Origin of the sequence: Rugosimonospora africana (assembly GCF_016862975.1) — a bacterium.
Lineage (GTDB): Bacteria > Actinomycetota > Actinomycetes > Mycobacteriales > Micromonosporaceae > Rugosimonospora > Rugosimonospora africana.
In genome coordinates this window covers 90485-113618 of sequence record NZ_BONZ01000039.1, presented here as the reverse complement: position 1 = coordinate 113618, position 23134 = coordinate 90485, and the positions used below count along the sequence as shown (strand labels likewise).

Annotated in this window: 16 protein-coding genes and 1 tRNA gene; 9 read left to right on the top strand and 8 right to left on the bottom strand. The window is 67.2% G+C overall.

The window, feature by feature from the left end:
* Positions 1–37 precede the first annotated feature (37 nt).
* From Raf01_RS20960 to Raf01_RS20950, 3 genes are read right to left on the bottom strand one after another with little or no spacing between them, the layout of a single operon-like run.
* Positions 38–1153: a PIN domain-containing protein gene (locus Raf01_RS20960; protein ID WP_203919645.1), complete on the bottom strand. Its 1116-nt coding sequence runs from the start codon at positions 1151–1153 to the stop codon at positions 38–40.
* 17 nt (positions 1154–1170) lie between these two features.
* On the bottom strand, positions 1171–1602 hold the full coding sequence (locus Raf01_RS20955; protein WP_203919644.1) for an ASCH domain-containing protein: 432 nt from the start codon (positions 1600–1602) through the stop codon (positions 1171–1173).
* Complete coding sequence (locus tag Raf01_RS20950; protein WP_203919643.1) at positions 1599–3671, bottom strand: GNAT family N-acetyltransferase; 2073 nt, start codon at positions 3669–3671, stop codon at positions 1599–1601. The genes Raf01_RS20955 and Raf01_RS20950 overlap by 4 nt, the downstream gene beginning before the upstream one ends.
* A gap of 421 nt (positions 3672–4092) precedes the next feature.
* Here Raf01_RS20950 and Raf01_RS20945 point away from each other — a divergent pair, with 421 nt between their 5' ends.
* Both Raf01_RS20945 and Raf01_RS20940 read left to right on the top strand, forming a co-directional pair.
* Positions 4093–6162 carry an ATP-dependent nuclease gene (locus Raf01_RS20945; protein ID WP_203919642.1) on the top strand — a complete coding sequence of 690 codons (2070 nt, stop codon included), beginning with the start codon at positions 4093–4095 and terminating at the stop codon, positions 6160–6162.
* Positions 6159–8096 carry a UvrD-helicase domain-containing protein gene (locus Raf01_RS20940; protein WP_203919641.1) on the top strand — a complete coding sequence of 646 codons (1938 nt, stop codon included), beginning with the start codon at positions 6159–6161 and terminating at the stop codon, positions 8094–8096. Before Raf01_RS20945 ends, Raf01_RS20940 begins: the two co-directional genes overlap by 4 nt.
* A 302-nt stretch (positions 8097–8398) precedes the next feature.
* On the opposite strand, the gene Raf01_RS20935 is transcribed toward Raf01_RS20940, so the two are convergent.
* Positions 8399–9577 (bottom strand): recombinase family protein, encoded by a 1179-nt coding sequence (locus Raf01_RS20935; RefSeq protein ID WP_239133778.1) that lies wholly within the window; start codon positions 9575–9577, stop codon positions 8399–8401.
* A gap of 650 nt (positions 9578–10227) precedes the next feature.
* Between Raf01_RS20935 and Raf01_RS20930 the strand changes: the two genes are divergently transcribed.
* From Raf01_RS20930 to Raf01_RS20905, 6 genes are all read left to right on the top strand, one after another.
* The gene (locus Raf01_RS20930; protein WP_203919640.1) at positions 10228–11034 is read left to right on the top strand and encodes an alpha/beta hydrolase; all 807 of its coding nucleotides are present in this window, start codon (positions 10228–10230) and stop codon (positions 11032–11034) included.
* Entirely contained in the window at positions 11031–11852 is an 822-nt protein-coding gene (locus Raf01_RS20925) for an alpha/beta fold hydrolase (protein WP_275413015.1), read from the top strand. The genes Raf01_RS20930 and Raf01_RS20925 overlap by 4 nt, the downstream gene beginning before the upstream one ends.
* A 71-nt stretch (positions 11853–11923) precedes the next feature.
* The gene (locus tag Raf01_RS20920; protein ID WP_239133791.1) at positions 11924–12706 is read left to right on the top strand and encodes an oxidoreductase; all 783 of its coding nucleotides are present in this window, start codon (positions 11924–11926) and stop codon (positions 12704–12706) included.
* Between the two features lie 74 nt (positions 12707–12780).
* Entirely contained in the window at positions 12781–15570 is a 2790-nt protein-coding gene (locus Raf01_RS20915; RefSeq protein ID WP_203919638.1) for a helix-turn-helix transcriptional regulator, read from the top strand.
* 916 nt (positions 15571–16486) lie between these two features.
* Positions 16487–16798: a hypothetical protein gene (locus tag Raf01_RS20910; protein WP_203919637.1), complete on the top strand. Its 312-nt coding sequence runs from the start codon at positions 16487–16489 to the stop codon at positions 16796–16798.
* A gap of 4 nt (positions 16799–16802) precedes the next feature.
* Positions 16803–17027, top strand: coding sequence for a hypothetical protein (locus tag Raf01_RS20905; RefSeq protein ID WP_203919636.1), 225 nt, complete (start codon positions 16803–16805; stop codon positions 17025–17027).
* 212 nt (positions 17028–17239) lie between these two features.
* Here Raf01_RS20905 and Raf01_RS20900 read toward each other — a convergent pair whose 3' ends face one another.
* Positions 17240–18583: a hypothetical protein gene (locus tag Raf01_RS20900; RefSeq protein WP_203919635.1), complete on the bottom strand. Its 1344-nt coding sequence runs from the start codon at positions 18581–18583 to the stop codon at positions 17240–17242.
* A 154-nt stretch (positions 18584–18737) separates the two neighbouring features.
* Between Raf01_RS20900 and Raf01_RS20895 the strand changes: the two genes are divergently transcribed.
* Positions 18738–18810: transfer RNA gene (locus Raf01_RS20895), tRNA-Val, on the top strand.
* A 165-nt stretch (positions 18811–18975) separates the two neighbouring features.
* On the opposite strand, the gene Raf01_RS20890 is transcribed toward Raf01_RS20895, so the two are convergent.
* The 3 genes from Raf01_RS20890 to Raf01_RS20880 all read right to left on the bottom strand — a co-directional run bounded on the left by Raf01_RS20890 (position 18976) and on the right by Raf01_RS20880 (position 22748).
* The gene (locus tag Raf01_RS20890; protein WP_203919634.1) at positions 18976–19506 is read right to left on the bottom strand and encodes a hypothetical protein; all 531 of its coding nucleotides are present in this window, start codon (positions 19504–19506) and stop codon (positions 18976–18978) included.
* Positions 19507–19937: 431 nt separating this feature from the next.
* The gene (locus Raf01_RS20885) at positions 19938–20333 is read right to left on the bottom strand and encodes a hypothetical protein (RefSeq protein WP_203919633.1); all 396 of its coding nucleotides are present in this window, start codon (positions 20331–20333) and stop codon (positions 19938–19940) included.
* Positions 20334–20681: 348 nt separating this feature from the next.
* Positions 20682–22748 carry a hypothetical protein gene (locus tag Raf01_RS20880; protein ID WP_203919632.1) on the bottom strand — a complete coding sequence of 689 codons (2067 nt, stop codon included), beginning with the start codon at positions 22746–22748 and terminating at the stop codon, positions 20682–20684.
* Positions 22749–23134: the final 386 nt, after the last annotated feature.

Genomic DNA, 23134 nt, shown 5'->3' with positions numbered 1-23134 from the left:
CACTCAGCCACGGCGTGCGGATTTCAAAATGATCGTCCTAGTATGAGTCGCTGACGACATGACTGCCAACGATGTGATCGACGTGCGCCTCCTCGACCGCTGGGTCGTAGGTCACCTCGGCGATCAGTTCCAGGACCCTGTATGCCTCCACGCTTACGTATTGATCGTTGAGGTCTGAGTCCCACAGCTCCAGGCGCGAGTAGTCGTTGCCATACCATTCGCTCTTGGTCATGACACCGTCGAAGCTGATGTCCACTTTGTACGTGCAGCGGAGCGGCTTGTCGTTCTCTGCAACGCTTGGCTCAACGGCGACGTCGAATTCGCTTTCAATGAAGCTGACGGTGACCGTCTCCATCTCGGGCGGCAGATCCGCGTCGATGTCGGGCCTGGCTAGCCCGCCGTCGCGGAGATCGAACTCCCAACCCCACTGCAGCGCCATCAGCTCCTTGTTGTACTCATGCAACGCCTGTCGAATCGCCGCATGTGCAGTAGCTCGCCGCTGGTCGGCCTCGACCTGGGTACGCAGTACGTTGATGACCGAGAAGAGATCGGGCATCGCCTTGACGCGGGAAGCTTGGACGCCGTGCTGAGCCAGATCTGCTTCAAGATCGGAATGCAGGTCACCCTTACTACCGAGGAATCCCTTGTCTTTGGTGACGAATACGACGGTGTCATCGGGGCGAGTGACGGCCAACGCCAGCAAACCAAGCCAGATGACGGTATCTCGGTGGCCGATCGTGCCGACGTTCTCCTTGTCGATGAACGGCCGTCGGCGTGCCAGTTCTCGCTCAACGATCTCCTGCACTGAGTTGGTCGGCCACTCTTCGACGAGAACGCCGCGCGTGCCGGCGAGTTGCTGACGACGTGCGACGATTCGATCCCGCGCATCCGACTTCATCGACTCTAAGTTGGTCAGGAGGTCTTCCACAGATCCGTGGTAGCGCTGACCCATGTTCCTGATACGCGTTACGAGAGCGGCGTGCTCGCCAGCGAGGTCATCGCCCGTAGTGCGGTCAAGTTCAGCCACTACAACCGGGGAGAAGTGGAGCGCGCAGGCACCGGCTTCAACGAGGTCAACCAACTGTTGACCGAGCGGTTTGAGTAGCAGGGGGTCCCCGTGAAGGGCATTCGCGTCGGGGTAAACCAGGATCACGGCTGCGGACTCTCGTTTCAGGCAGGCACAAGGTTTTTGAGGCGGGACGGGTCGGATGCCGCGATGTAGCGGAAACTCTGCGGTGGTCTGAATGGACCTTCCTCGCGCAGGTGTCGTAGAGGCAGTGGCTCGTTGAGCGAGTTCACGCGGTGGAGACCTAGCAGGTAAGCGACGTCGCTGCCGTCGAGGTATGCGTCATACTCTGCTCGGGTGAGTCCGAACGTCCGGCGATATTTTCGCCACGCGGTCTCGGGCGTGTAAACGTCGACGCCGGCGAGCTGCGCGGTCCCGACGACGGCCATCATCGGAGAGCTGGCGTACAAGATGATGGGTGTTCCCGAGGCGGTGTTCACGGGACGGCGGCGGATCTCGATTGTCTTGGTGCCATTGAGGATGGCGTCGGCGAACCGAGGCCGAAGTGAGAGCAAGAGCGTCCGTTGGACTGTCACTTGACGCGGCCTTCCTCGTAGATGGCGGTGAACAGCTCCGTAGGGATCCGGAGGGGGCCTTGGGGAGCATGGCCAGGCAAGCCGTAGCGTTGCGCCAATGCACGCATGCGGTGGCGAGGAACTGAGGTCGGGAAGACTTCCGTGTTGCTGAAGCGCAGTGCTTGGACGCGATCGCCGCGGGCGGCCTTACGGATGGTGTTTTTATCCCACACGCCGAGGTGTTGGAATCGGCTGTGGAGTTCGTCGGGAGTCGCGGTGACCACGGCGTCAAGCTGGGAGCATGCGATGACCGCGGCGGGGCCCGGGACGGTCGTGCCTCCCTGACTCATGTACCAGAGTAGGCGTGCGGGTGCCGTGACCTGATTGCCGCCTGGACGCTTGTAGTAGACATGCTCGCGGGTGAGGCCAAGCGCGTCGCTTCGTGGCAGGAGTCCGGTCGGGACGCCGAGTAGATCGGCTGAGAATGCCTGCTGTATCGGTATGAGATAGGTGGGTAGTTGGCTGTCCGTGATCCTCGCAGGCCACCAGATTCGTTCCAGCTCAGCAGCGACGACAGCGGGCATACCTGATCTTAGCGCTGGCGGTTCGGGTACCTTCGCCTGGCGCGCGACGCGCACTACGTGGTGTTCAATTTCTGCAGCTGAGCCGATGGCGGGGACGGCATATCCGTACAGCTCGGTCTCGGTTTCCTGGAAGCCGTCGTTGAGTGCGGCGAGCCGCACCTGCGGTGATCTGTAGGAGTCGTCGATGCGGATGATGGAGGCTGCGCTGTCGCGTGCCAACCTGCGTAGATGGAACAGTAGCTGTCGTGCCATCGTGTCGGCGACCGGAGCGTTGGCGACGCGGAGCAGCGGCACCCAAAGGACGCCGTCCGACGGAACCGCGCAGTAGGCCGCGACGACCTCGCCGGACGGCCCGTATAGGGCGATCCGGGCATGGCCCGCAAGTGCTAGCTGTCTCAGGGCTTCGGCAAGGTGTCGAGGTTTCTCATCTGCTGCTCGGCTCGTCAACGTGAGTAGCTGACCGTCCTGCCCGCTTCCCACCTGGCGCAGCTCGTACGCGGTGTTGAGTAACTCGGCCGGTCGGTAGGACTCGGCATCGACAAGTTCATCGATGTAGACGATGACATCGGCGGGACGCATGATTCTCAACCCGTGCGATTCGGCGCCTGAGCTGAGGGCCTCGGTGAGGCGGCGATCGCGGGTGATGAACACGTTGAGCTTGGCGGCAATGGCCTCTGCCACGTGCTGAAGGTCAAGTACATCCTGATCGTCGGCAGGATACGCCGGGTACCTCTTGCGCGCGATGGTGAGCAGTTCGCTCGTCGCGGCAGCGACGTGGGCGGCTTCACCGCGCGCTGGAGTGAAAGGCTGGGCCCGTCGCGTGCACTGGGCACGGAGCGCTCCCTGCATGCGGTCGATCTCGGCATCGAGCGCCGCAGTTCGGACCAGTTCGAGAAGACCGACCAGGTGGTCCTCCAAGAGCGCCCGTGATTCCTCGCCGTCCGTCCGTCCGCGCTCCGCCAGATCTCGGAGCACCATGGTGTCCACGGCGGCACGTACAAGTACGGTCTCGGCGTCGGCGGTGAATAGGTGGGGATGGTGATGGTCTCGCCACCAGTCGATGAGGATGTGGCCGTCCCTGCTGCGTCCTCGGCGTTCACCGATCTGAGTGAAGCCCAGCTTGATCCAGAACGCGCCGAGGTTGTAGTCATGGCGGCACCGCGCCGAAATTCCCAGATGGTCGGCGTGACGCTCACTCAGATGATCGACAAGGAGGCGAGCGATCCCTTCCTTCTGGAACGCCTTGTCCACGCACAGATGGTTCAGTCGGACTCGGCGGCGCGCCAGCGCGTACAGCGCGTACCCTACGACCCGGTCAGCCGAGTAGGCGAGTAGAAGGGTGCCGTTGATCGCGGCCTCGTGATAGACGGCGACGCGCATAAGCCCCAACGATGCGCGGGCGGAGTTGCCGAGCTGGATGGCCTCCTCGATGGCAGAGCTATCGTCCGGGCCTGCCACTGCGAGCCGCACCTGTGCTGGTTTGGACGCGACATGATCCAACGACATAGACGCAGTGTGCCCGATTGAACGCGGAAAGTGGAAGACGATCAGATGCCTGAATCAGCGAAAGGTTCTACCGGCCATCGCGCGCAAGATGTGAACATCGGCTTGACGCGGCCGACTTCGTCCGCCGGCGGACGGTTCGAGGCTGTCCAGAGTCTGGCTAGTCGTGCCATTGGTGAGCGCCAAATGCAGCCCGCGTTCCACCTAAACGGCTCCGTCGAAAGTCCGGTCGCGCCTGCGTGGCGGGAAGAGGCGGACGACGTGTCGCCTTGGTTCGAATCGCGCTAACCCAGATCCGGTGCGGGATGGATGACTGGGTGATGGGCGGTTGGTCCAGTGGATGGCAGGATGATCGCGACCTCGTAGGTCCGATACCGCACTCGACGCGGAAGCCCGCCCATGCGCATGTACGGGGAAGTAGGGAATGTTCATCGAGACGCTCGTGCTGGAAAACTTCAAGTGCTTCGGGTCGGGACGCACCAGGATCGACCTCGGCTCGGAACTGACAGCCTTCATCGGTACCAACGGCACAGGCAAGACCGCCGCCTGCGAGGCGCTGCTGCGACTCTTCGGGATTACCGGGCAGGACCGCGCAGTACGCGCGGAAGACTTCCATATCCCGGTCGATGAAGTCCATGTTCCGGCCACCCGTGAGTTGACGATCGAGGCGTTGCTCGCCTTCTCTGAACTCGACGACACCCAGGACGCCGGCGGTGAAGACGCCGACGAGCCGGACGAGAGCGGCGGAGAAGACGAAGAAGACGACGACCTCGGCGACGACGAGGAAATCGGCGACGACGATCTCGACGAAGACCAAGACGATCAAATTCCGGAGCCATTGGCAGTCAGCCCTCGGGCGGTGCCGGAGTTCTTCTCACGCATGGCCGCCGACGGCGATGGCGAACTCAAGGTCCGGATCGTGTTGAAAGCGACGTGGGAAGACGACGGCACCGTGGACGGCACAATCACGGAGACCCGCATCGTGGTCAGCACCATGGCCGAAGAGTACGGCGACGAGGACTACGCACCGCTGCCAGCAGCCGAGCGCAGCCGCATTCAGATGATCTATATTCCGGCGTCGCGGGACGGTGCACGTCAGGTGACCGCGTTCCTGCGGGGCCGGCTATGGCGGGCCGCGCAGTGGTCGGATGAGCTGCGCGTAATGGTTAACGAGCACGCCGACCAGGTGGCAGACCAATTCGACGATGAGCCGGTCGTCAAGGCTGTCGAGGGCGCCTTGAGCGCGCGGTGGCAGGAACTGCACGACGCTGGCACACACGCGTCGCCGAGGCTGCGGCTGCTCGACGGCGATTTCGACCAGCTGGTGCGCAATACCGAGTTGGTCTTCGAGCCGGACCACGCCGGACGGGCGCGTCCAGCTCGCCTGCTCAGCGACGGACAACGGTCGCTGTTGCACCTCGCACTAACTGCCGCGGCCCTGGACGTTGAGGCCGCCGTTTATGATCGGCTGCACCCGACGGACTTCACGTTGGACGCCGCTCAGCTGCCGAACCTGACCCTGATCGCGGTCGAGGAACCCGAGAACAACTTGTCGCCGTTCTTCCTCTCCCGGATCGTCAGCCAGCTGCGGCAGCTCGCCGCCGGCGACGCGACGCAGGCCGTCTTGTCCAGCCACTCCGCCAGCGTGTTGACGCGTATCGAGCCTGACGACCTGCGTTACTTCCGCAGCGATCCGATGACGGCGACAGCTTCGGTGCGCTCAATCACGCTGCCCGCGGACGCGACTTCCGCGGGCAAGTATGTCCGTGAGGCCGTGCGCGCGCACCCCGAGCTGTACTTCGCGAAATTCGTCGTGCTCGGCGAAGGCGACACCGAACAGCTCGTCATCCCGCGGATCGCGCAGGCTCAGGGCGTCGACCTCGACCCGTCGTTCGTCGCGGTGGTCCCGCTCGGCGGCCGGCACACGAACCACATGTGGAAGCTGCTCAATGACCTGAGTATCCCGCACGCGACGCTACTAGACCTCGACTACGGCCGCGCCGGCGCAGGTCCCGCCAGGCTGCGCGACGCGTGCAAGCGGCTCGTCGACAACGGCATCAGTCCGCTGGAGGGCTTGGCCAACTACAACAACGTCGACGACATCCATGATGGCCTGAAGTATTCCGACCTCTGGCCGATCATCAAGCATCTGCGCAGGTTCGGGATCTTCTTTGCCAAGCCGCTCGACCTCGACTACATCATGCTCCAACGCTTTCACACGGCGTACACGAAGCGCGAGAGGGGCGAGGCCGGGCCACGCCAGACGGATGCCTTGGGCGCCGTTATCGGTGAAGAAAGTAGCGATGAGGAGTTCTGGAAGGCGCCACATCGTGCCCACCGCCTACGTTGGTATCGCTACCTGTTCCTGAGCCGTTCGAAGCCGAGCAGCCATCTGCGGGCGCTGAGCCGCCTCACCGACGACGATCTGCGGGCGCGCGCGCCGAAGGTGATCACCGCTCTCAACCGTCACATCCGCAAACAGGTGGGATTGTGAGCCGATTCGACGACTTCGACGAGTTGGGTGCATCTCCGATGCGCCCTGTCGCGATGATTCCGCCCGCAGACTGGCGACCAATCGATATCGACGATCTCGAACCATCCGCCTGGCACGCGCTGCGGCACGTCGGAAACACGGCGGTCGTGGCTGGCCCTGGCGCCGGCAAGACCGAGTTCCTCGCGCAGCGGGCCGCCTACCTGCTACAGACCGGCATCTGCCCTTGGCCGCAACGCATCCTAGCGATCTCGTTCAAGCGCGACGCCGCCGCGAACCTCGGGCGGCGGGTCGCAGCCCGCATCCCCGAGCACAGCGACCGCTTCGTCTCTATGACATTCGACGCGTTCACCAAGGGGCTAGTCGACCGGTTCGCCTCCGCCCTGCCCCAAGGCTGGCGGAGAACGAACGGCTACGAGATCGACTTCCCCTCCGAGAGGTACGTCCAAGATTTCCTCGGCGACATTAGCCCTGCCGCCCCTGCGCTGATTCGTTCCCACGTCTTGACTTTGCGACCAGGCCGCTTCGTCGCCGACACCGTCGGAGGCTGGGACCTGCCAATCACGGTGCCGGTCGGCGATCCGGATGACGTCAGCGGCTACGCCGCGCTGCAGTGGTGGCGCGATCGCTATCTCGGGCATGGCAAGGCGAGAGTGGACTTCGTCATGCTCAACCGGCTGGCTGAACTGCTGGTGCGTTCCGTGCCGAAGCTGCGCCGTGCCCTACGTATGACGTACCCGTTCGTGTTCGTCGACGAGTTCCAGGACACCACGAGCGCCCAGTTCTCGTTTCTCGCTTCCGTGTTCGGCGGCGGACCGACGGCCACCGCCGTCGGAGACGGCAAACAACGGATCATGGGCTGGGCCGGTGCTCTACCCAAAGCGCTCGAACGATTCGCCGACGCCTTCGGCGCGACCACCTACTCCCTGACATGGAACTTCCGCTCCAGCAGCACCCTGGTACAGATCCAGCACGTAATCGCAACCAACCTCGACCCCGGCGCCGCGCCAGCGATCTCCAAGGCGGATTCCGACATCGACGGTAACCCCGCCGAGGTGTGGATGTTCTCCAGCCTCGACCAGGAGGCCACCGTCATCGCCGATTGGATCGCAGCCGACATTGCCACGTTCGGACGTGTGCCAGCCGACTTCGCCTTACTCGCCAGGCAGCGGATTGCAGACTTCGAGACACGTTTCCGCGACGAGCTGGCTCGCCACGACATCAAGGTGCGCAACGACGACGCCGTCGTCGGCAAGATGCGCCTACAGGACCTGCTGAAACACGAGATCGCTCAACTGCTGCTGGGCCTGTTGCGGCTCGCCGACAAACCACGCGGCCTACCCAAGGAGTGGCGCGAAGTGCTGGCGACGCTCACCCGGGTGCACGGTGCTATGGGCGACGAGGTGGCGCAGCGGCGGGTTGGCGACGATCTGTCGAAGCTGACCGTCGAGCTGCGCTCGTGGCTCAGGGCGAATGCGCCAAACTCCACACCAGCCCGGGACGCCGTCAACTACGTGCTCAGTCTGCTTGATACCGCCGCGGTCCGCCGGTACGTCAGGTCGGCAGCGCCAGACGAGCAGCTTGAGATCGTCACGGGCGCGTTCGAGGCGCGGCTTGCCGCTGTCGCGACGGCAAGTACCAGTTGGACCGATACGTTGGAGCGGTTTGAGTGCGTAGACGCAGTCGTGCTACTGACCGCGCACCGCAGCAAGGGCCTGGAATACCACACAGTGATCTTCCTTGGCCTCGACGACGACCAATGGTGGGCCCACAACAGAGACCCCATCGAGTCGACCTCAACTTTCTTTGTAGGGCTATCCCGGGCCGCCCAGCGGATCATCTTCACGACTACCAGCCCGTTCGCTCGCACCGGTCGAATCGCTACGTTCTTCTCCATGCTGGATGAGGCAGGCGTCGCCGAGCTTGACTACAGCTGAGGATCCGCGGGTGGCAGATGTGTAGGTGACGGGAGTCTTTGCCACTCCGCCGAAGTGCAGGCGAAAGGGCGGCGGCCGCGCTGCCCGTGGTCCAAACTGCCCCCGTAACCGAGGAGACCAGCCGCTAAGGGCGATCGGCGTTGTGAGGGGCCGCGGCCCAAAGAGCCGACTGGCTCAACAGCTTCCAGCATCGCGGTCAGTAGATGCGCTAGTATCTGGGTATGCGCACTCATAGTGCGCATAGGAACCGACTGTGGGGGTGCAACTCCCCCCTCGGACACGTTAACCCCCATCAAGGGGTTTCACGTTTTGGTCAGGCGTTCACCTTCCTGCCTCATGACCATTCCGGTTGGTGTGCAGATGATCGTCCAGTGGGTGGTGCGGATCTGGTGAGCGACCTGTTCGGGGTTGTTGACGGGGATGCCGAGTTGGGTGGCGGCGTAGGTGATCGCGGTGTCTTGCCGGACGTAGATGTTCTTTGGCCGGTCCGGGCTGGGGCCACGGGCGCTGGTGTGGCCGTGGCGGCAGCGGTAGCCAGGGCTGCGGTACACCCAATGCGACTCGAGCAGGCGACCGCAAAGTCCGCAGCGCAATAGCCCCACGAGCAAGTAGACGTGAGTCTCGTCGGTGTCCGGCCGCGGTGTGGCGCTGATGGCTTGCACGGCGACGAAGTCCTGCTCGCTGACCAGCGCGGGATGCGCGGGCCGGTTGGAGATCACCCACTGGTCTTTGGGATTGGGAAGGTGGCGCTGCGGGCGGCCGGTTCGCGTGTCGCCGGGGATGGTCTCGTGGTGGTCGGTGCGGTGTCGGTTCCATACCTGCCGGCCGGTGTAGCGCGGGTTGGCCAGGATCTCCGCGACGGTCCGCAGCGTCCAGCCGTCGCCGTGACGGTGCTTGTTGCGGGCCGGGTCGTGGCTGGACGGGCAGGGAACGCCACGCTCGTTGAGCGCACGGGCGATCGCTGCCGTGCTGTACCCGGTCAGGCGCTGCGCGAAGATCCACCGGACATGCGGCGCGGTGACCGGATCGGGATCGAGCCGGTGCAGCCGTCGGCCCCACCGGGCGTGTACCGCGTTGGGGTGTGGACCGGCGTCGACCAGTCGGTACCCGTAGGGTGGTCGGCCGCCCAGGTGCCGGCTCTGGTCTCGGGCCTGGGCGGTCATGGCCATGGTGGTGCGGAACCGGGCTCGCAGGATCTCCCGGTTGGACTGGTGACCCAGCAGCATCATCAGCGCTTGGTGGGCGGGACTATCGAGGTCGACGGGGCCGTTCGTTTCCGGCAACCATAACTGCACGCCGTATGAGGTCAGCATGGCAGCGATGTGGGTGAGTTGGTCGCCGTGGAAACCGCGCTCGTACTCACCGAGCACCACCGCGTCGAACGGTCGGCACGGATTCCTCGCGGCGGCCAGCAGCGCGGCCGCCTCCGGTCGCTCCGGCCAAGGTATGCGGCGGGAGCAGCCGACGTCGAAGTACTCCACGACGATGCGGCCGCGGCCGGCGATCGCCTGTCTCGCGGAGTCGAGCTGCCAGGCCCGCGATGACGCGCGTCCTGATACTCGCCGGTGGATATCCGACCGTAAAACGCAAACCGCAGCTCGCCAACAGTGGCTGACACACTATGCCGGGGGCCCTTCTGGCGAGCCGACGTGACGCGCAGCCACCCGGAAAACGAACCGGCGTCGTCGATGCTCGTGGTGTTGCTCATGCTGACCACCTCGCCGCAGTAGCTCACCCGGTCCAACGACCGTGCGCTTCACCGTGTGACGAGCTGGTCGAACTCCGTCGGTCGACCGCGATCTCTTGCGGCCTGAGCCCTTCGGCATGTCTTCACATGGGCACAAGGAGTTGTCAATTGCACACTCACCGTGAACTATAGATGGGGATGAGTATTCAGTGCGCAACCGGCAGGAATGGGTCTGATGGTCACCTGCCTCACCTCCGCCTGATCGGTCGGTTCCCGGAGCCCCCGACGGTGCCCGGTCGCGCACCTCGCCGCGTAGCGGCACCCACCCAGCCGGTGTGCGGATCCTCGGGGTGGCGCTGGGGACTGGGGTGTTTCCCCGGTTCGAACGCGACCCTGGCCATGGTGGTCTGTGACTGACCGAACGCGCTGAGCGGAGGAACCGTCATGACACCACCGAATCCAGTCATCTTCATCCACGGGTTGTGGCTGCACGCCACGTCGTGGGGTCCCTGGGTGGAGCTGTTCCGGGAGGCAGGCTACGAGCCGTCTGCCCCGGGTTGGCCGGGTGACCCGGACACCGTGGCCGAGGCACGCGCCAACCCGGAGAGCATCGCCGACCACGGCATCGACGACGTCGTCGAGCACTTCGCAAAGATCATCCAAGGGCTGCCGGTCAAGCCGGTCCTGGTCGGGCACTCCTTCGGCGGCATGATCGCGCAGAAGCTGCTGGGCCTGGACCTCGCCGCGGCGGCCGTCGCCATCGACGCCGCGCAGATCAAGGGCGTGCTGCCGCTGCCGCTGTCCGCGCTGCGGGCCACCCTGCCCGTGTTCAAGAACCCGGGTAACAAGCACCGGGCGGTATCGCTGACGGCCGAGCAGTTCCGGTTCGCGTTCGGCAACGCCATCGACGAGCAGGAGTCCAACGACCTGTTCGAGCAGTGGGCGATCCCCGCACCGGGCCGGCCGCTGTTCGAGGCGGCCGCGGCGAACTTCGACCCGCACTCACCGGCGAAGGTCGACACGGCCAACGAGATGCGCGGCCCCCTGCTGCTGATCATGGGCGGTAAGGACCACACGGTCCCGGAGGCGGTCACCAAGGCCACGCTGAAGCAGTACCGCCACTCGGACGCGGTCACGGAGATCATGGAGTTCGCCGACCGGGCGCACTCGCTGACGATCGACCACGGCTGGCGTGAGGTGGCCGAGGCCACGCTGAGCTGGCTGGACCGCAATCTGGCGGTATCGGCGTGAGCGGCGTCGGCCGGCGGGTCCACGCCATGCTGGTGGTAGCGGTCCTGGGCGCCCTTGCCATCGCGCTGCCGGCCAATACCGCGTCGGGCAGCACGGGGACCGGCCACGGCAAACCCAAGCCCACCATCGTGCTCGTGCACGGCGCCTGGGCCGACGCATCAAGCTGGGCACCGGTGACGGCCCGGTTGCAGCGCAAGGGGTACACCGTGCTGGCCGCCCCGAACCCGCTGCGCGGCCTCAGTAGCGACTCCGCCTATCTGGCGGCGTTCCTGCAGCAGCACACCAGCGGCCCGGTCGTCCTGGTCGGGCACTCCTACGGCGGAGCCGTCGTCACCAACGCCGCGACCGCGGATGCGGACGTGAAGGCGCTGGTGTACGTCGACGCGTTCGTGCCCGACGTCGGCGACTCCGTGCTCAGCCTGCAGGGCGGCGGCGGCGACCCGACGGCGCTGTTCGATTTCGTCGCCTACCCCGGCGCCCCGGCCGGCGACGCCGACCTGTACATCAAGACCGCACTGTTCCCGCAGCTGTTCGCCGGCGACCTGCCGGCCGGCACCGCGGCGCAACTGGCCGCCTCGCAGCGCCCCGTCACGCTGAGCGCCCTGTCGCAGCCGTCGGCCGGCGCGGCCTGGAAGACCCTGCCGAGCTGGTACCTGGTCGGCACCAAGGACGCGATCCTGCCGCCGGCGCTGCAGCTGAGCATGGCCGAGCGGGCGCACAGCCACATCACCAAGGTGCCGGCCTCGCACCTGGCGATGCTCTCCAAGCCCGACGCCGTCACCGACCTGATCCTCACCGCGGCCCGCGCCACCGACTAATTCAGGGTGCGCCCGGCGTGGCGGCCCGACCACCACGCCGGGCGTGATCCAGGAAAGGAACCACTGTGGAGATGCATCTGTCCGGCCGGGTGGCCCTGGTCACCGGCGCCAGCAAGGGTATCGGCCTGGCCGTGACGCAGGCCCTGGCCGACGAGGGCGTCCGGGTGGCTGCCGCCGCCCGCAGCGTCACCGTCGAGCTGGCCAAGCTCGCCGAACAGGCCGACGTACGGCCCGTCACCGTCGACCTGTCGACCCCCGACGGCCCGGCCGCGGCGGTGGACGCCGCGGTCGCCGCTTACGGCGGCCTGGACATCCTCGTCAACAACGTCGGCGGCGTCAGGCCGCGCACCGGCGGCTTCCTGTCGGTCGGCGACGACGAGTGGCTGACCGCCCTGAACATCAACTTCCTCGCCGCCGTGCGCTCGACCCGTGCCGCGCTGCCCCACCTGCTGCGCTCCGCCGCGGGCTCGATCGTCACGATCGCCTCGGTCAACGCCGCGTTGCCCGACCCGCTGGTGATCGACTACAGCGCGGCCAAGGCAGCCCTGGCCAACTTCTGCAAGTCGCTGTCCAAGGAGGTCGGGCCACAGGGCGTGCGGGTCAACACGGTCAGCCCCGGCCCGGTCAGCACGGACCTGTGGCTCGGCCCTGACGGGGTTGCCGCGACGATCGCCCGCAACGGCGGCGGCGCGGCCGACGACGTCGCTCGGCAGGCCGCTGGCGGCTCGGTGACCGGCCGCTTCACCAGACCGGACGAGGTCGCCGATTTGGTGGTATATCTCGCGGGCGACCGCGCCGCCAACGTGACCGGCGCCGACTACACCGTTGACGGGGGCCTCATCACAACTCTTTGACCATTGCCCCGACACCGGGTCATCATTACGGTTTGTGGCGGCCAGGGAGCCGTCCGACGAACCGAGGATAGAGAATGGCCGACGCAACGAGTTGGTCACCGCCGCTGCTCGGCCGCGAACCGGAACGCCAGGCCCTGGACGAACTCGCCGGAACCCTCCGTGAGGGCCTGAGTGGATGCCTGGTGCTGACCGGCGAGGCCGGCATCGGCAAGACCCGGCTCCTGGACTACCTCGCCGCAGCCACGCCCGACCTGCAGACCGCCACGGTCGTGGGCCTGGAGGTCGAGACCCAGCTCGGATTCGCCGCGCTGCACCGCCTGCTGCTGCCGTTCCTCGACGGGCTGCCGCGGCTGCCCGGACCGCAGCGCGACGCGCTCGGCGCGGCGTTCGGTCTCGTCGCCGGCCCGCCGCCCGACCGCTTCCTGATCGGCTTGGCCGTACTCACGCTGCTGGCCGACGTAGCTGGCCAGCAGCCGCTCTTGTGCCTGGTCGACGACGCGCACTGGCTCGACCGGGAGTCGCTGGAGGTACTGGCCTTCGTGGGTCACCGCCTGCACGCCGACGGCATCGGACTGGTGCTCGCCGTGCGGGGCGGCCCGGGTGACCTGCCGCCGCTGCAGGGGTTGCGGGCGCTGCAACTCGACGGGCTGCCCGAGGACGAGGCCCGCCAGTTGCTCGCCGTGGCAAGCGCGGGCCGGCTCGACGGGCGTGTCGCGACGCGGCTGGTCGCCGAGACCCGTGGCAACCCTCTGGCCCTGGTCGAGCTGTCCCGCGAGCTGTCCAGCGAGCACCTGGCCGGCGGCCGGGTACTGCCCGAACCGCTGCCCATGGGGCCACGCATGGAGGCCCACTTCCTGCGCCAGATCCGCACCCTGCCGGCGCCGACCCAATCGTTTCTGCTGATCGCCTCGGTGGCGCCGGCCGACGATTCGGTCGTGCTGTGGCGGGCCGCCGACCGGCTCGGGCTGCCGGCCACCGCGGCCGATCCCGCGTTGGCCGAGGGGGTCCTGTCCGCCCAGGGCGACCTGGCCTTCCGCCACCCGCTCATCCGCTCGGCCGTGTACGCCAGCGCGCCGCCCGCCCAGCGGCGGGCCGCCCACGACGCGCTGGCCGCCGTGATCGACCGCGACGTGGACCCGGACCGCCGGGCCTGGCACCTCGCCGAGGCCGCCACGGGCCTGGACGAGGGCGTGGCGCAGGAACTGGAGCAGGCATCCGAGCGCGCCCGCGGCCGGGGCGGCTACACAGCCCAGGCCCTCTTCCTGTCCCGGGCGGCGGGGCTCACCCCGGACCCGCACGAGCGCTCCCGCCGCCTGTTCGCCTCGGCCCAGGCGCGGCTGGCGTCCGGCGACCCGGTGGCCGCACAGACGCTGCTCGAACAGGCCGCGGCCGGCCTGGCCACGCCCACCCTGCGAGCCCAGGCGCAGCTGCTGCGCGGCACGATCGAGATCTTCTTCGCCCGGCTGGTCGCCGTCGCGCCGATCATGCTCAACGCGATCGCGACGATCGACGGACTCGAGCGGCCGATGGTCCGCCGCATGCTGTTCGAGGGCCTGCAGGCGGCCGTCCTCGCCTACCCCGACGCCGCCTCGGACGCCGGACCCGCCGACGTGGCCCGGGCCGTGCTGCGCACCCCGGCCGTACCCGGCGGGTCCCCGACCCTGACCGACCTGCTGCTGGACGCCTTCGCGACCCGGATCGTATCCGGGCACGCCGCGGCCGAGCCGCTGATGCGTGCGACCCTGCCCGCGCTGCTGCACGATCAGGATCTGGCCGAGTTCGGCATGCCGCTGGCCGTCTACGCCGCGTTCGCCAGCGACGACCTGTGGGAGGAGCGCGGCGGCCGCGCCGCTCTCGAGCGCCTGATCACCTTCGACCGCCAGCACGGCGCCAGCCAGGCGCTGCGGGTCACGCTGCAGACCCTGGCCGGCAGGGAGGTGTGGGCCGGCCGGTTCAGCGAGGCGGAGGCCCTATACATCGAGTCGAGCGAGATCACCCGGGCGATCGGCCTGCCCGACGACACCTCCCACCGCATCGGTCTTGTCGTCTGGCAGGGCCACGAGCAGCTGGCCCGCGCGAGCGCCGAGGACATCCTGACGCTGTGGGTCGGCCAGCTCGGCATCGGCTCGCTGTCCACCCAGGCATACCTGCACCTCGCCCTGCTGGAGAACAGCCTCGGCCGCTATCCGGAGGCGGTCGGCTGGGCGGTGCGGGTCTTCGACACGGACCCGCTCGGCTCGGGCAACCACATCCTGCCGGAGCTGATTGAAGCGGCCGCCCGAACCGAAGACCTCGACCTCACCGAGCGCGCCCTGGCCCGACTACGCGAACGGGCGGAGGTGGCCGCCACGCCCTGGGCGGCGGGCCTGCTCGCCCGCTGCGAGGCACTACTGGCCGGCGAGTCCGCCGAGGCGCTCTTCGTCACCGCGGTCGAGGAGTTCGGCCGTACCGAGATCGTCACCGAGCTGGCCAGGACCCATCTGCTGTACGGCGAATGGTTGCGCCGCCAGAAGCGGCGCACGGACGCGCGTTCCCAGCTCAGGATCGCCCACGACATGTTCACCGACATGGGCGCCGGCCTGTTCGCCGCGCGGGCCCGCCGGGAATTGCTCGCCACCGGCGAGCGAGCCCGCAAGCGCACGGTGTCGGACAGCCACCGACTGACCCCGCAGGAGACCCAGGTGGCCAGCCTCGCCTCGACCGGCGCCACCAATGCCGAGATCGCCACCAGGCTGTTCATCACCAACTCCACTGTCGAGTACCACATGAACAAGGTCTTCCGGAAGCTCGGCATCACCTCGCGGCGGCAGCTGACCCAGGTGCTCCGCGACCAGGACGGCGCGCCCGGCCCCAGCATTCGCTGAGCGTGCACAGCGGGCGGTCCGCGTCGGGCAAGTCAACCGTGTGGACGCCCGCCTCGACGACACCGCCAAGCTCGTCCGCGCCCTCCTCGACCGGCTGGCCATCGCACCGGAAACGATCCGCACCGTGGCGCTCGGGATTCCCGCTCCAGTCCACCCGAAGCTGCCAGTCGTCACCGACAGCAGCATCGCGTGTGGCTGGGCCAACCGGTCGCCCGGCGCGGAACTCGCCCAAGATCCTGCACCTCACGCTCAGAGAAGATACCGACGAGCGCCGGTTAGGCGAGGTCAATCACCTCATCCAGTCCACATTGGATCGCGGCGATGCCACAGTCTTGTCTGATTGCATGGGCGGATGACGGGATCCTGTCGTAGGACCTGCTGGAACGGACACCTGAACCGGACGAAGGGCCGGAGGGGATCACAAGTCCAAATCCCGGACTGGACGGGCTCGGCCCGGCGATCGACCTGGTACTCATCTGGGTATGTGCCCTGCCGCTGGTGGGCTGGGCCTTGCTGCGCGTTGTGCGGGCCCGGCCGGCGTGGGCCGTTTCGTTGACAGGAGCGGTCCTGTTGCTCCCGGTCCTCGCGGTGTTCAACAGGCCCGCCCGTCCCGCTCGCCTCCACCGAAGGCCATTCACCCCGCAAGTCTCAGCTCAAGCACCCACCAACCGAACGCGCAATGACCGTGGGATCCCTTGCAAAGGGGCTAGCGCAGCAGTAGTTCTTCGCGCAGGACGACCATGTAGTTCGAGGTCAACTCGCGCCTCGGACACCGGTTCTGGTAGAAGTTCACCGATGGTGGACCTGTCGCGGTTTCGCGCGCACCTGACATATCTGCCGTAATCGATGATCATAAGCGTCGGGGAGCCGTACCTGGTGCCCGGTGCGCGGTGGTGCGTGGGCGGTTGGACCGGCCATGACATCACCTCACCGCCGCGACCGTGAACAGCTCATCGGCGTGCTCGTCCCGGCCTCGCTGTCCGATCGACCGGGACCCTGTCCGGCGCCGATGCCGGCACTGCCCGTACCCCGGCCTCCCAGTGATCTGTCGGAGGACGAGGTCCTGATCGGTGTGGCAGGTCCGGACCGTTCCGGTCGAGTGACCGAACGGGCCCTGCTGCGCGCGCTGGGGTGGTCGCTGGGCCACCGCATCGGCATCCACGCGCACGGCGAGATGCTGGTGATCGGGTCAGCGGTGGCGGGGAGCATGCGGCGGCCTGGCGCCTGACGAGTTGGCCGAGATCAACCTGGCTGCCCGAACGAGTGGCAATGACATCGTCCTCGACGCGCCGCTGCTGCGCCTGCACACCGAGACCGCGTGCCGGCGTGGCGATGCGCTCGGGTTACGGCTGGTCGACCGTGATACCGCCCGTGGGCTCGTTCGGCTCACAGAGAAAGATGCCACGCGGTGGCGGCAGCCGGTCACTTGCGTCCTCGCCGAAAACTGTCGGCTGTGAGACCCCGTTCAACTGGGACGCGGTCACGGTGGACCAGAGGTCGGCCTCCAGGTAGCGGAGTCTGCTCCCGTTGAATGGGTACAGGAGAGTCGAGGTGCCGTCGTAGGCGTGAGGCGTCCTTCGTCAGGATCGTGAGGGGCTGTCCACCGCTTCAGCGGTTGCGCGGATCAGCGCCAGGATGGCGGCGATGGAGTATTAACGCGCTGTAAGGCTTACGGGCTCAGCCACGGCGGCGGATCGTAGTGCTGAGCGCCGGCGGAGTCGCCCGGCGGCGGGATCTGATTCTCCAGCTTCCGGATCTCACTGGCCTCGTACTCGTCGGTCGACTCGTAGTCCGTCGCCGCCGACACGATCGACTTTCCGGACCTGGTCAGGTCGTCGCCCACCGCTCCCAGCAGTCTCCCGAACGTCTGCGCGCCCTCGTTGAACTTCCGAACCGCCTGCGGGAACTGGGCCTGCACGCCGTCGATGTACGCCCCGGCACAGATTTTCGCGCCGTCCTCATACTGCTCAGCGGCGGCCGGCAGGGTCCGGTAGCCGGCGTAGTACAGCCGAACGATGCTGGTGATGACCCCGTCATCGGCGTCCGTGGCGGCATGCGCCGGGCCCCGGAATGTCAATCTATGGTACGCCGACGATTTCAGGTCCGGGTTGTCGATCCGGGCGAACGGGCTGCCGAACGGACCGGAGTCGTCGAAGTCCGTGTCGAGTCCCTTGCCGATCTTTTCGTCGAACTCGAAGATGTTCGCGTCGAGGTTGGTCAACGCCGTCCACGTGTTGTGAACGAGTGACATGGCTGACAGGGAGGAGTTCACGCTTATCGGCCGCTCATGCGATGGCGTGTTCGATTCGGCGATCAGACCGCCACCTACCCCGGTCGCCGCCAGAGCCGCATCGAGCAGGTCACCCTCGGGACCGGTCAGCGCGAGAAACAACGCGACCGCGTCGGCCAGGATCGCGGCGAACCCGGCGGCATGCTTCGTGCCGCCTTCCCCCTCCTCGCCGGGAAGCGATCCGGGATCGCCGCCCCCACCCAGGCGGCTGATCGCGTCCTTGCACACCCATACGACGCATTCCTTGGCCCGCTCAACCCCTCCGGCGAGAGCCTTTGCGCCGATCGCCATCTCACGCGCGCATTCACAGTGGGTCACCGCGGTGGTCTTGAACGGCACCAGGAACCTGTCGTGGAACGCCATCGCTGCCTTGCCCTGCCACTGCTCGGTGTGGATCAACTTCGCGACATCGTCGACATCGCCGGCGGCCCGGGCGACCGAGCTGTACACCGAGCTACCCGTCGGCGCTTCCCACCGATCCGACTGACCCGCGAACTGATCCGCGACGGGATCCAGATCATGGCCGTCCAACGAGTAGTAGCCGCGGAATCTGGCGATGAGGCTCGACAGATCGCTGTGGAGATACTTCCGCCCTTCTTCGACCTTCGCGACCTCGCCGGGGTTGGTCGGATCGTAGATCGCCTGACCCACGTACATGTCGTCGGCCGCCTGCCAGAGCTTCGTCAGTAGCGGCTCCATCACGGCCTGGAGATTCATCCCCATTGTCCAGTCCTTGGTGTAGGCGGGTAGTCACCGATGGAGGGTTCGATTCTTCCCAGCGGAGCGATGGAGGGCCGGTGGTTGCGGAAGCGCCACTGAAAACAGCGCGGGCCCGACAGGTGCCCCGAGGGTTCGAATCCCTCTCCCTCCGCGCTGTGGCCGTATAGCTCAGCGGGATGAGCGCCGCCCTCACAAGGCGGAGGTCCCAGATTCGATCCCTGGTGCGGCCACGGCGGCTGTCGTGTACCGGTAACGCACGCCAGTCTGTGACCCTGGAGGTCGTCCCGGTTCGACCCCGGGGCAGTCACCCTCCTTCGGAGCGCCCGACGTTGGAGAGTCGGCCTGTCTGTAAAGTTCGCGAGCCCTTACGGCCTGGATCGCTCGACCGTCTGTCGCTAACCTCGGCAGAGCACCGAGCTGCTCTGACCGATCTCGCCCGTCTGGGGAAACCCGTGTTGACCGTTCGGCCATATCACTGTGAGGTGCAGGTTGGCGAGGTAGAACGCGCTCGCAGTCTTGTGACAGGCTATCGGGTCGGTCTCGACGAACCCGGCGTCGTCCGCGTGCGGGAGGGTGAGGGACTTCAGGACACCGTTGCGGTCACCGAGGTTCAACGGGGTGTCACTGATCGTAAAATACGTTTGGAAGGGGAGGACGTCCGCGAAAGCGCGCAGGTGGTTGGTGGTCGGGTTGTAGTCAAAGCCCCACTTGACGCTGATCCCGGCGCTGCCCGGCCCGTCAATTTCCTTGTCGCACCAATACGTGACTGTACCAAGCTGGAGGCCGCCGCCGTATGGACCGGAGGTGCCGCTCGGGCACGGGACGGCGGCGCTCGCGCTGGTTGCGTTGAGACTGACGGCGACCACCGCCCCCAGGGCCAGCAGGCAGGCGGCGAGTGCTCGACGGATATGCACGGCTTCCTCCACCAACGAAGAGTTCGGGGCGACGATTCTTATGCAGGTATATCCCTGAACCGACCTGGGTGACTGGGTGTCCGGCCGTCTTCTCAGGACCGAACGCCTACCCCCGCATCGGACGCTGGGCGCGTTGCCACCAGCATGATCACCGCCGGACGGCGACACAAGGAGCGAACCAGCCAGTGGCAGCTTCCGGCCACGCGGCCCGCGGCCCACCATGGACGAAATGCTGGACGGTGTCGTGTCTCGGCGGGACTTGCGAGCTGTACCAGCGGTTCCTCGCAGGCGAGCACCACATGCTGGAAGAACGCGGTCGACCTGGTCCCAGGGGACCGGCCAGCACGAGCGGGCGGACGAGGGCCGGCAGAATGCGGGCCACGGCCGTCCAGCCGGGCGTGGCGCTGTGTCAGGCCAGCGGACCGCGTCGGCGCCCCCACCGGCTACACCACCGCGTGCAGCCCGCAGGTATGGTCCGCTGGAACACGACTGCTACTGCAGCGGTACGTGTTCGCCGCCATCCGAAGCGACCACGTACCAGGCCACGGTGGGCTGGGCGAGGTCGATCCGGGCAGGCGGTGGTGATGTTGCTGCACAACGCTTCGTGGGATCGGATCGCGGCCTCGGGCGGGATGGTGCGGGTCGGGATCAGCCGGTGGGGCTGCGGTCGTGGCCAGCATGGTCAGGAAGGCCAAGGCGAGCATGGCCAGGGTGATGAAGTGGTGCCAGGGCGTCGACCCGCGTACCTGGTAGTGGTCGAGCCCGACGTGCCCTTTGACTGCTTGGATGGACTCCTCCACGCACCACCGAATGCCCGCCACCTGCACCAGGGTGGGCATGCTGACCGGGGTGGGAGTCCAGCAGCGGTAAGCTCAAGATCACGAGCGTGGGACCAGAAGGATGTCCGATAGCTGACGGCCGCCGCGTGCTCGGGAGCATTGAGTGCGGCCGTCGCCGTTGCTGGCGGTGCTGCGGTCGGCCTCGGAACCAGGCGAGCATGCAACGGCGACGGCCCCGCAGGCAGCCATCTCGATAGAACGGTCAGCCGTTGGGCATTGGTTCGTATTACCCCTCAGACACGAACCCCATCGCCGGTCAGGCGCCAAACACGATCTCGCTGTCGTGCACAGGCGTGGGTGGGGTTCCGGTATCGATCCGGCCTCTACCCGCAGCTGGCCGGGGATTCATCACTCCATTGTGGACACCGGGTCGGCGTCGAGCAGCGCCTGCCAGCCCTCGACGACACGCGCGTATGTGTCGAGTGCTGCACGGGCTGCCGCCATCGCCTCCGGATTGGCCTCGCCACGCGATGGTCCCCTCGCTTCGAGGAAGGCGCGATAGGCGTCGGTGGTACGCGCGACGGCCAGCTCCGCGGCCTGATACCACGGTGAGCCGGTACCGAACAGGTCGGCCATCCTGGACAGGTCGGCAACGGCCCGCACCAGCCGGCGCTCGGCGGCCAGTACGGAGCGGCCGAGGGTAACCCGGAAGTTCCCGGCCCAGGTCTGTCGCCAGAACACCTGGTGCTGGCCTACGTTCTGCGGCTCGGTCGCGAGGAACGCGACGACCGCCCGCAGATCCTTTTCTACCATCGCCGGCAGCGCAGCCAGCCGGCCGCCTGGCCCTCGCTGACCAGACAGCCGGGCCCAGACCAGGACCGTACGGATCAGCGGCAGGCCGGCGAAGACCATGGTGGCGACGATCGCCATGATGAGCACGAGCCCTACCCACCGGCCGCTGAAGTCGGTCACCGGCCGCCAGCCGAGGATGCCGGACACGTCCGGGCCGGGTAGCGAGCTGACGATCTGCCAGGCCGCCGCGTCCAGTGCCTGGGTCGCCTGCGACCAACTACCACCGCCACGGGCGGTGGCCAGCCCAGCGTCCCCTAGCAGGGTCAGCACGGCGCTCGCGGCGACCACCAGCTGCACCGCGACCATCGCGTAGCCGCGCAGATCCTGGCGCAGCCCGTCGCCGTTGTCCGGCACGTCGTACCGGCCGAGTGCGGGTACCCGCGTCATCGACCGCGCCACCGCCCGGTGGAGGTACGCGACCGTGAACCACTGCGCCGCCGTCCCCAGTGGGCGGTCGATCGGGAAGCCCCAGGGTTGCCAGGTGAAATGGGTATGCAGCCAGCCGGTAACCGGCGCATCCGCGCCGAGAAACCCCAGCACCAGGGCCAGCCCGACCACCGCGTCCGGCAACTCCGGGTCGGCCCACAACAGGTTCAGTACCACGAGCAGCACGAGAAAGGCGACCACGGTGGCCAGCAGCCGGGCCCAGGCACCCCAGTGGGCCGCGGCCGGCAACAACATCCGACGGTACGGGCTGTCGAACCAGACCAGACCGACCGCTGGCAGCACCGCTACCAGGTGCCGCTTGTCGTGCAGAGTCAGCAGCAGCGGGGTGGCCAGGACGCCGGCCACCAGTGCCGCTAGCACGGTGAGCGCGGCGGCCAGGCCGCCCAGCGACCACAGCGTCGGCCGCTGGGCGCCCAGGTGCAGCACGCCCCATAGCGCGCCGGCGCCGGCCGCGAAGATCATCACCACAGGCACGCCCTCGTCTCCGAGGCCGGTGCCGACGCCGCGTACCCGGTCGGCGATCGCGCTCGCATCGCGCCGGTCCTGCGTGTGCTTCTCCACGTACTCGTAGAGCGCCAGTCCGACCCGCAGCAACGGCGGGATGACCAGCAGCGTGAAGGCGAGTGTCAGCACCCGGCCGCCCAGGCCCGGCAGCACCGGCCGCTCCGTCCACTCCAGACGGTCGGCGATGTGCAGCAGCGGCACCGCCTGTACCAGCTGACGCAGGTAGTACCGCTCAGCGGTCCATAGCTGACCAGCGTGACCGGCGAGCGCGATGCTCAGCGAGGCGAACGCCTCCACACCGAGCAGCAGCGCCCCACCCGAGGTCAGCACGGCGATCAGGAAGTACCGACGCTGGTCCGGCTGGACCACCGCGACCATCACGTTCCGCAGCACCGCAATGAGCAGTACCGCTGCCAGTACCATAGCGAGCGCCGCCCCAGCCCACCGCCCAGTACCGCCAACGTGCCCAAGCCCGGTGAGCAGCAGCCGCAGTAGCAGTACGGTCGCCACGGTCGCGGCGAGCGACACCAGCACCGGACGCAGCCACACCCGCCACGGCCCCTCGGCAGTCCGGTCCAGCCATTGCTGCACCCGGTCGCCCGAGGCATCGATACCGGCGAAAACCGCCCGGACGCCGGCCGACAGCCCCTTCAACAATGACCCGATCGGCATGCCATCACGGATACCAGAACTGACGGCTGGTCACGGTCCCATACGCTGTCCGGAACTAGCCAGACGGAGGAGGAAGTCCAGGTACACGGCCCCCGCGCTTCAGCCGTCTTCGACGGTCGACCGTCGGTGGTGGTTCATCCAGGCGATGCCAACACACGTCTGGAGAGATTCGGCCCGACCCGCAGCGTGTACGGCCGTCTCGATGGATGGCCGTGCCGCCGGCAGGGCAGCCGGCCGTTGGGCACTGGTTTGTTTGCCCTTCCGACACGAACCCCATGGCGTCAGGTGCCAAACACGATCTCGCTGTCGTGCACCGGCGCGGGTGGGGTTCCGGTATCGATCCGGCCTCGGACACCAGTATGGGTGAAGTTTCACCGATCATGGAT